The organism is Peribacillus sp., assembly GCF_059453735.1.
Map to the genome: position 1 here is coordinate 1 of NZ_JAZVJO010000038.1, position 8,108 is coordinate 8,108.

8 protein-coding genes are annotated in these 8,108 nt (G+C 39.3%); all 8 read right to left on the reverse strand.

Annotated elements, in window-relative coordinates; all coding sequences use genetic code 11:
* Positions 1-116: 116 nt before the first annotated feature.
* Positions 117-1,265 (reverse strand): acyl-CoA dehydrogenase family protein, encoded by a 1,149-nt coding sequence (locus AC52RT_RS01075; RefSeq protein WP_495539048.1) that lies wholly within the window; start codon positions 1,263-1,265, stop codon positions 117-119.
* Between the two features lie 127 nt (positions 1,266-1,392).
* Positions 1,393-2,655 carry a GTPase family protein gene (locus tag AC52RT_RS01080; RefSeq protein ID WP_495539042.1) on the reverse strand — a complete coding sequence of 421 codons (1,263 nt, stop codon included), beginning with the start codon at positions 2,653-2,655 and terminating at the stop codon, positions 1,393-1,395.
* Positions 2,656-2,708: 53 nt separating this feature from the next.
* Complete coding sequence (locus AC52RT_RS01085; RefSeq protein ID WP_495539043.1) at positions 2,709-3,632, reverse strand: MBL fold metallo-hydrolase; 924 nt, start codon at positions 3,630-3,632, stop codon at positions 2,709-2,711.
* A 3-nt stretch (positions 3,633-3,635) separates the two neighbouring features.
* The gene (locus tag AC52RT_RS01090) at positions 3,636-4,409 is read right to left on the reverse strand and encodes a hypothetical protein (RefSeq protein WP_495539044.1); all 774 of its coding nucleotides are present in this window, start codon (positions 4,407-4,409) and stop codon (positions 3,636-3,638) included.
* A gap of 412 nt (positions 4,410-4,821) precedes the next feature.
* Positions 4,822-5,571: a type I methionyl aminopeptidase gene (gene map / locus AC52RT_RS01095; protein ID WP_495539045.1), complete on the reverse strand. Its 750-nt coding sequence runs from the start codon at positions 5,569-5,571 to the stop codon at positions 4,822-4,824.
* 178 nt (positions 5,572-5,749) lie between these two features.
* On the reverse strand, positions 5,750-6,763 hold the full coding sequence (locus AC52RT_RS01100) for an ABC transporter ATP-binding protein (RefSeq protein ID WP_495539046.1): 1,014 nt from the start codon (positions 6,761-6,763) through the stop codon (positions 5,750-5,752).
* Entirely contained in the window at positions 6,756-7,742 is a 987-nt protein-coding gene (locus AC52RT_RS01105) for an ABC transporter ATP-binding protein (protein ID WP_495539049.1), read from the reverse strand. Before AC52RT_RS01105 ends, AC52RT_RS01100 begins: the two co-directional genes overlap by 8 nt.
* 12 nt (positions 7,743-7,754) lie before the next feature.
* Positions 7,755-8,108: ABC transporter permease (locus tag AC52RT_RS01110; protein WP_495539047.1), on the reverse strand; the 354-nt coding region annotated here is incomplete at its 5' end.

Sequence of the window (8,108 nt, forward strand, 5' to 3'; positions counted from 1 at the left end):
ACTGCCTTTCATTAAGAAAACAATGAAGAAAGAAAGTACTAAAGTGAAAATTAAACCCATTGCTTCTTAAAACTCATAAATAGAAAAAACCTTCATAAAGTTGAAGGTTTTTTTCTTTATTCAAACAGTGCACGTTTTGCTAATAAGGATATGGTTGAATCATCCATTGGTGGATTATGTAGTCCTGCACGTACATTTCGATAATGTCGCTGTAACGGATTACTGCGCTGCAAGCTCTTCGCTCCTACAACTCTCATTGCCTTATCAACAATCGAAAGAGCTGCATTCGTAACCGCCATTTTAACAGCACCAAATTCTTTAGCTATTTCTTCTCGTTCTTCTGGCTTGTTTTCCCACTTCTCCGCAACTGAATAGAGATAATGTCGAGCTTGGCTTAACTCAAGCTCTATTTCGCCAATTGTTCTTTGAACATTTGGGAGCTCTGCAATCGGTCCCGGAAGACTATTCGGGCTATATTCCTTGGCAAAGGTGATTGCTTCGTTTCTTGCTGCCGCAGCAATCCCTATATAACAGGCTGGAATATGAAGTAACCATGGTGAGCCCGTTTTGGCTGGTGCTCTCATTTTTTCAATGTAATATTTATCATCAATTAAGACTTCTTCAAGTACCAAATCATGACTACCCGTTCCCTGCATCGCAATCATATTCCACGTTTCTTCAATACGAATCCCTGCTCTATCCCGATGAATCATAAACCAGCCTACATTTTCTGTTTCTGGAACCCAAGCACTGACCAAAAAAAGATCAAGAATCGGCGAAAGCGTTGTAAAGGATTTTCGGCCATTAATCCGCCAGCCGCCTTCTTCTTTGACTGCAATGGTTTCTGGTCTGCCGCCTCTCGTTGGACTACCGGTTTTAGGCTCAGTTGCTGCCCGATTAGTTAGCGCACCGTTTGCTATCTCTTGATAGAATTCCTCAAGTACTTCCTTATCCCAGCTTTGTTTACTATTAATTTCTAATAAACTACCAAGATGCCAGCCAACCGAAAGTGCGGTCGCCCCTGATTCCATGGCAATCCGTTCTTGCCCTAATAGAAATTGATATAATGAACTACCACTTCCTCCATACTGTTTCGGAAGCGTTAATTTCGTATACCCAAAGCTTTTCAGTTCTTTAATATTTTCAAATGGAAAGTTCCCTGTTTCATCCAGTTCTGCTTCTCGAGCAGCAAAATCTTTAATCGCTATACCAAGTTCTTCTATGTATTTTTTCTGTTCACTAGTCTGATAAAACGACAACTTTATCATCCTTTCTCATTTGAACCAATCTATTTTTCTTCCTTTATCATATCACCTTGATGAAGTCTACTAAAACAAATAAGCCTGAAAAGACAACTGATAAACAAAATTCAGTATCTTTTCAGGTGAAATTTTATTTTTCCTTAGAATCCTTGAAAAGTTTATTGCCTCGTTTATACGCATCACGTGCTTGGTCAATATTTTTTCCTTCAATAAAGTAGACAATGGCTGCCTGCCCAATTCCAAAGGTAACACCACCGGCAACAGCAGCCGAAACAGCACTACCCGCTGCTGGGATAAAACGAACAGCTGCTCGAACTCCTTCACGAACAAGTAGACCAAGTCCGACATTGACACCAAGTGCAGCAATAAATTCTCCTGCTGTTTTTGTATTGAGTTCCTTATCCGCAATAAACCCAATGACGATAATCATGATTCCTTGTAGGGCCGTTAAAAATGGAAAGTCTGCAAATGGAATAGGTTCTGCACCAATTAAACTTGCAATCGCAGTAAAGGTTCCAACAATTGTCACTGCATATTTCTTCTTCACATGCTGACTCTGCATCGCTTTCGCTGTCTTTAGCTGCGCTTGACTGGGTAAGGCTTCTATCAAATATTCTGCCAATAAATCAATATTCCAGCGCATATCATATTCAATGTTTCCTTCCTCATCAAACTCGAGATACGAACAGGTTGGAATTACCGTTATAAGCGGGATCTCTGCTTCAGCAAATCGTTTTGCCATTAATGATGCTGCTTCGTCAATATTCTTCTTCTTTTTTGGATGTTCATCAAATGGAGAACGCTTATAATGAGGTGGATCCAGTTCATCTACTTGAGTGACCACGCAGATAACAGGTACATCGTATTGATGGGTTTCTCTAACAATTTTCCGAAGTTTTTTTAGTTCATTCAGATCTTCTTCAATACGAGCGTCCGCTTCCTTGGCTTTAATCAGAAATAAAAAAACATCCGGCTTTTCTGCGTTGACAGCTTGTGCCAATTCCTCCATCGGTGTCTTCATATCAAAGCCTTCCGTTGGATTTTCACTTTCACCTAATCCACGTGAATCAAGCAGGCGGATCTTTTTATTTTGATCATTCGGGTACCATAACCATTTACCCTTACCGGTCCCTGATTTTACTGAACTGACATATTGCTTTTCCTCGCCGAACATTGCATTAATTAATGATGATTTTCCAGACCCGCGCCTGCCAACGAGAGCAATCCTGGGTTCCCTAGAATCAACAGTCAGTAATTTAAGTTTCATAATTTGTTCTGTCATCTTCTGTTTCTTGCTGGACGAGATCGGTAATTTATCAATTTGACTCCTGATTAATGTAAATAAACTGCCTAGTTCTTCCTTTTGTAGTTCTTCATTTTTATCTTTATCCATCTTTTATCCCCCTCTTAAGCTTTATACAGAACTGTACCCGTTAACAGAAAAAATCAAGCTTCATTCTCCCACAACGTTTCACCAATCCTTAAAACCTTAAGTAAGTTGCCAGCAAGTCCCAGACGATTCCACTCATTTCTTAATCGTTCAAGGGCCTCAGGACCCGTATCATCAGCCAGTCGATACGCTCCGTAATGCATCGGGATAAAATATGATCCGTTTAGTTCTAGAAACGCTTTAATGCTATCTTCAGGATTAATATGTGAATCCTTCATAAACCACTCTGGCTCATAGGCTCCGATTGGCATCAATACATAATCGATGCTAAATCGTTTAGCTATTTCTTTAAAACCACTAAAATATCCAGTATCCCCTACAAAATAGATAGTCTTTTTTGTCTGCAGGTCCTCTATCATCCAGCCGCCCCAATGAGATGTATTCGTATCTGATATCGTTCGCCTCGTCCAGTGTTGAGCTGGTACAAACGTGAGTTTTAGGCCTAAATCAACAAAGCCCTCATACCAATTCGCTTCGATCACATTTTTATATCCTCGGAGAATAAATGCTTTCTTCAAACCTGATGGAACCAAGTAGACTGGCTTCCCCGGCAAGCGACGAATGCTAGCAAAATCAAGATGATCATAGTGTCCATGTGAGATCAGCACGATATCAATAGGTGGCAGCTCACTCGTTTTTAGTCCTGGTTCAGTCAGCCTTTTTTGAGTACCCATTCTTAGTGACCAGACTGGATCGGTTAGTATATTTACACCATTGATTTGAATTAAGAAAGTAGAATGCCCGACCCACGTAATCGAAAGCCTTTTATCGTTACGATGAAGTTCGCTGATTTCCTTTGACTCACATTGTTGAAGTTGGACAGAAAGATCTTTATGTTTACTTCGTCTTTCCTGACTCCATCGCAGCATATCCTTCACCGTTTTCAGTGTATTAATGCCATCAAGATTTTCATATTTCATCGTTTAATTTCCTTCCTGACTAATAAGTTCTTTGCCTTCTAGAAAAGCTAGAACATTCCCAAGGTACTTTTGAACTTCTCTTACTTGAAAAGCAGCCGAATTTGCAATTTGCTTATAATGATGTTGTCCTTCTTCAGTAATCTGTAAATAACGTTTCGTACGTTTTTCACTTTCCCAATAACCGCTGAGCAGGCTGCCTTCTTCCATTTCATGTGATAAATCATATAAGTAACCATTACTCGCAATCCAGCCAAATTTGGTTTTTAATAACTCCGCAATTTCTCCCATATAAATTCGTTTGCTTTTAGATGCTGCCCTTAATGTCACGTAGCGAACAAGGTCCTTAACAGATACAATTTTTGAGAAATAGGAACGATATTCTTCAGGAAGTTCACGAACAACTGGCGGATTTAGACCAGTTCCAGTCAGATCATACATGACTCGATCAATGACCGCTTTGACCTCTTTAAACCGCTCTGAAAAATTGTCACGGTACCATGTAAATAATTCTTTGCCTTTATTCGTAATTTTATAATATTTCTTGCCATTTTCAGCATATAGCTCCAGATGTCCCGAGGCGGCAAGCTGTCGAGCCGTTTTACATAGATAATCATAGCTATGGACCTTTCCTGTAAATGATACATTTAGTTCATCATGTATGGCCCTCGGATAATTTGGCTCCTTGGATAAAGTTTGTAATAAGAACAATGTGAAAAATTCCCGTTGGCTTAGGCCGATTGATTCAAATGAAGTTTCTTGCTGTTTTCCTTTCTCCATTTTGGGGCAACTCCTTTCATTCTCTCCTTTAGTCCAATAGAAAGGCATTAGAATATGTGTTCTACTCATACCTATATTATCCCTCTAATTAATAGAAATTGCCAGATAAAAACCTCTTGACAAGCTGTTATATCAAGGTTTTTCACTATTTAGGAGCGGTCAGGGTACTGTATATTCTAGCGAGGTTATTTTTAAAATATTTTTTCAGTTTCCGGCTTTAATAGTTGGGGCAAATTAAGGATACAGGCAGTTTTTCTAGTTTGATCAGGGAGGAAAAAAATTGCTGTGATGACTATAAGATGGATGAATGGAAGTAGACATAATATCAGTAATGACAACTAGGAGCTTGAATATCTTTTTTAATCAAAAAAAGCAGTGCACCTTCCATGTGGAAGGGCACTGCTTTTGTATTTTAGTCTTGGTCCGTTAATATAAAGGCTCCATCTTTTTTAATCACAATCGTGTGTTCATATTGAGCAGACAGCTTACCGTCCGTTGTACGGGCAGTCCAATCATTTCTGTCCATTTTCATGTGCCATGTTCCTTCGTTAACCATCGGTTCAATTGTAATGACCATGCCCTCTTTTAAACGCATACCCTTACCTGGTTTTCCATAATGAAGAACTGTCGGATCTTCATGCATCGTTTTACCAATTCCGTGTCCAGTGAAATCACGAACCACTGAGTACTTCTCCCCTTCAACATAGGATTGAATCGCATGGCCTATATCTCCAAGGCGGTTACCTGGTATCGCCTGCTCAATTCCTTTATAAAGAGCATTCTTAGTTACTTCGAGCAAATGTGCTGTTTTCTCGGATACTTCACCAACCGGGTACGTCCACGCAGAATCAGCCAGGCCACCATTCAAGTTCACAACCATATCAATTGTAACGATATCGCCTTCTTTTAAAGCTTTGGTCGATGGGAATCCATGACAAATTTCATCATTTACTGAGGCACAAGTAGCAAAAGGGAAGCCATGGTAGCCTTTTTGCTCTGGTGTTGCGCCGTTTTCAGCAAGAAAACGCTCAACAAAAGCATCTATTTCAAGCGTCGTAATTCCAGGTTTAATCATTTCGGCAATTTTTCTATGAGTTTCAGCAAGAAGCTTGCCCGCTTCATGCATTAGTTCAATTTCACGTTCACTTTTCAAGGTAATCATACATAAGCCTCTTTCATTATAAAATCGATTTTTTATCCGCAGTCCGGATAATCCTTTCCTATCATATGCCTTTTACCAAGTAAAATGCAACCCAAAAACCCAGTGAAATCACTGGGTTAGAAAATCAATTACGGATTTTCCTCTAAAAATGAATGAATCACCAGATATCGTTTAGAAATTAAATGTTTGCCTTATCTCGCTCTATCTCATATAAATGACAAGCTACAAAATGTCCTGTTTCTATCTCTTGCAGCGTTGGATCTTTATGAGCGCATACGTCCATTGCATAAGGACAGCGACTGCGAAATCTACAACCATTTGGAATGTTAATTGGACTTGGTAACTCACCTTGGATGGAGTTCTCATTTTCATCAAGTACTGTTTGCTTTGGATCTGGAATAAGCAAAGCAGAAAATAAACCTTTTGTATACGGATGGAGTGGTTTCTTGTATAGTTCTTCACTTCCCGCAATTTCTACTATTCTACCTAAGTACATAACTCCAATCCGGTCGGATATATAACGTACCATTGATAAGTCATGCGCCACGAATAAATACGTCAAGCCAAGTTCATCCTGCAAATCCTTTAACAAATTAACAACTTGCGCTTGAATCGACACATCTAGTGCAGAAATTGCCTCATCACAAAGAATAAAATCAGGGTTAATGGCAAGAGCGCGTGCAATTCCAATACGCTGCCGTTGTCCCCCAGAAAATTCATGTGGAAACTTCTTAAGATCACCTTCTTTTAATCCAACCTTTTTAAGCAGGTCTATAACTAGCTTACGTTTTTCTTTTTTCCCAACCTTCAAATGAATATCTATCGGTTCATTGATTATCTCTTCCACATTCATGTAAGGATTTAGAGCTGAATAGGGATCTTGAAAGATCATCTGTATGCTCTTTCGATATGGTTTCAATTCCTTTGGTTTCAGTTTCGTCAAATCAACGCCATTGAATATAACTTCACCTTCTGTTGCGTCATATAGCTGAGTAATCGTTCTACCCAATGATGATTTCCCACAACCCGACTCCCCTACTAATCCAAAGGTTTCACCTTTAAAGATTTCAAAGCTGACATCATCCACTGCCTTGACAACTTGTTGATTTGAAGTAAATATACCTGAATTCAACGAGAAATATTTCTTTAAACCATTAACTTTTAGAATAGGTTGTTTCGGTTGATTACTCATTTGTTCTATCCTCCTTTGTTGCAAAGAAACATAGGCTACGCTGTGTTTCAGAAAAATGTCGATAGTCCGGTACTTCTTGATAACAAGTATCTACAGCCAAATTGCACCTGCCGGCAAATGGACAACCACAATCTGAATCTATCAAAGAAGGAGCATTACCTTCAATCGGCATTAACCGTTTTTTCTTCTCACTTGCTAAATTTGGGATAGATTGAAGTAAAGCTTTTGTATAAGGATGTGAAGCCCCATAGAAGATTTCTTCTGCTGTTCCTTCTTCCATAATTCTGCCGCCATACATGACGATAATACGACTGCACAAACTAGCCACGACACCTAAATCATGGGAAATGAGGGCAATAGACATATCGCTATCTTTTTGCAGTCTTTTAAGCAGCTTTAAAATCTGTACTTGAATGGTTACATCTAAGGCAGTTGTCGGCTCATCTGCAATCAATAATTTTGGTTGACAAGATAAAGCCATCGCAATCATCACCCGTTGTCTCATTCCCCCACTAAACTCATGGGGGTATTGATTCATCCGTAATTCTGGAGAGGGAATGCCCACCTGCCGGATGATTTCTAGTGCCATTTTCTCTGCTTCCTTCTTTTTAACCGAACGATTACGGATTATAAGTTCTGTTAAATGAGCTCCTACCTTTTTCAAAGGATTTAGTGAAGTCATAGGGTCTTGGAAAATCATTGCTATTTCTTTTCCTCTAATAGTACGGAGCTCTTTTTTCGACATTTTTTCTATATGAGTTCCATCATAAATGATTTCACCGTTTTCAACTTTTGCGGATTCTGGCAATAATCCGATAATAGCTTTCATTAAAATACTCTTTCCGCTTCCAGACTCACCAACAATACCGACTATCTCACCTTTTCCTATTGAAAAGCTTACATTTCGGATGGCTCCCTTTTTTATCTTTCCAGATTGAAAAATAGTATCCAAGTGATTTACTTGTATGATTTCCTTCAGTTTCTCCACCCCCTATTTCCCACTTGTTTTAGGCTCAACAGCACCACGAAGAACATCACCTAATTTATTAAACGAATACACGGTTAGAACAATGAACACTCCTGGAAGAATCGCGATATGCGGTGCACTTCCAAGATTTCCTTGAGCCGTTTGCAGCATACTCCCCCATGAGGAGACAGGTTGCTGAACACCAAGTCCTAAAAAGCTCAAGGCTGACTCCATCATAATTGCATTCGCAATGCTCATCGTTGCAGCTACAATAAATGTCGGCAACACAGCGGGAATAATATGCTTTCTAATAATTGCAAACTTACTTTGTCCGGAAGCTTTCGCATATAAGACAAATTCGCGTTCTTTAATAGTTAA

What these genes read in the sequence shown, in the direction of transcription:
- AC52RT_RS01085 (WP_495539043.1), bottom strand. Translation starts at nt 3,632, where the DNA reads ATGAAATATGAAAATCTTGATGGCATTAATACACTGAAAACGGTGAAG.
- AC52RT_RS01090 (WP_495539044.1), bottom strand. Translation starts at nt 4,409, where the DNA reads ATGGAGAAAGGAAAACAGCAAGAAACTTCATTTGAATCAATCGGCCTA.
- AC52RT_RS01100 (WP_495539046.1), bottom strand. Translation starts at nt 6,763, where the DNA reads ATGAGTAATCAACCGAAACAACCTATTCTAAAAGTTAATGGTTTAAAG.
- AC52RT_RS01080 (WP_495539042.1), bottom strand. Translation starts at nt 2,655, where the DNA reads ATGGATAAAGATAAAAATGAAGAACTACAAAAGGAAGAACTAGGCAGT.
- map (WP_495539045.1), bottom strand. Translation starts at nt 5,571, where the DNA reads ATGATTACCTTGAAAAGTGAACGTGAAATTGAACTAATGCATGAAGCG.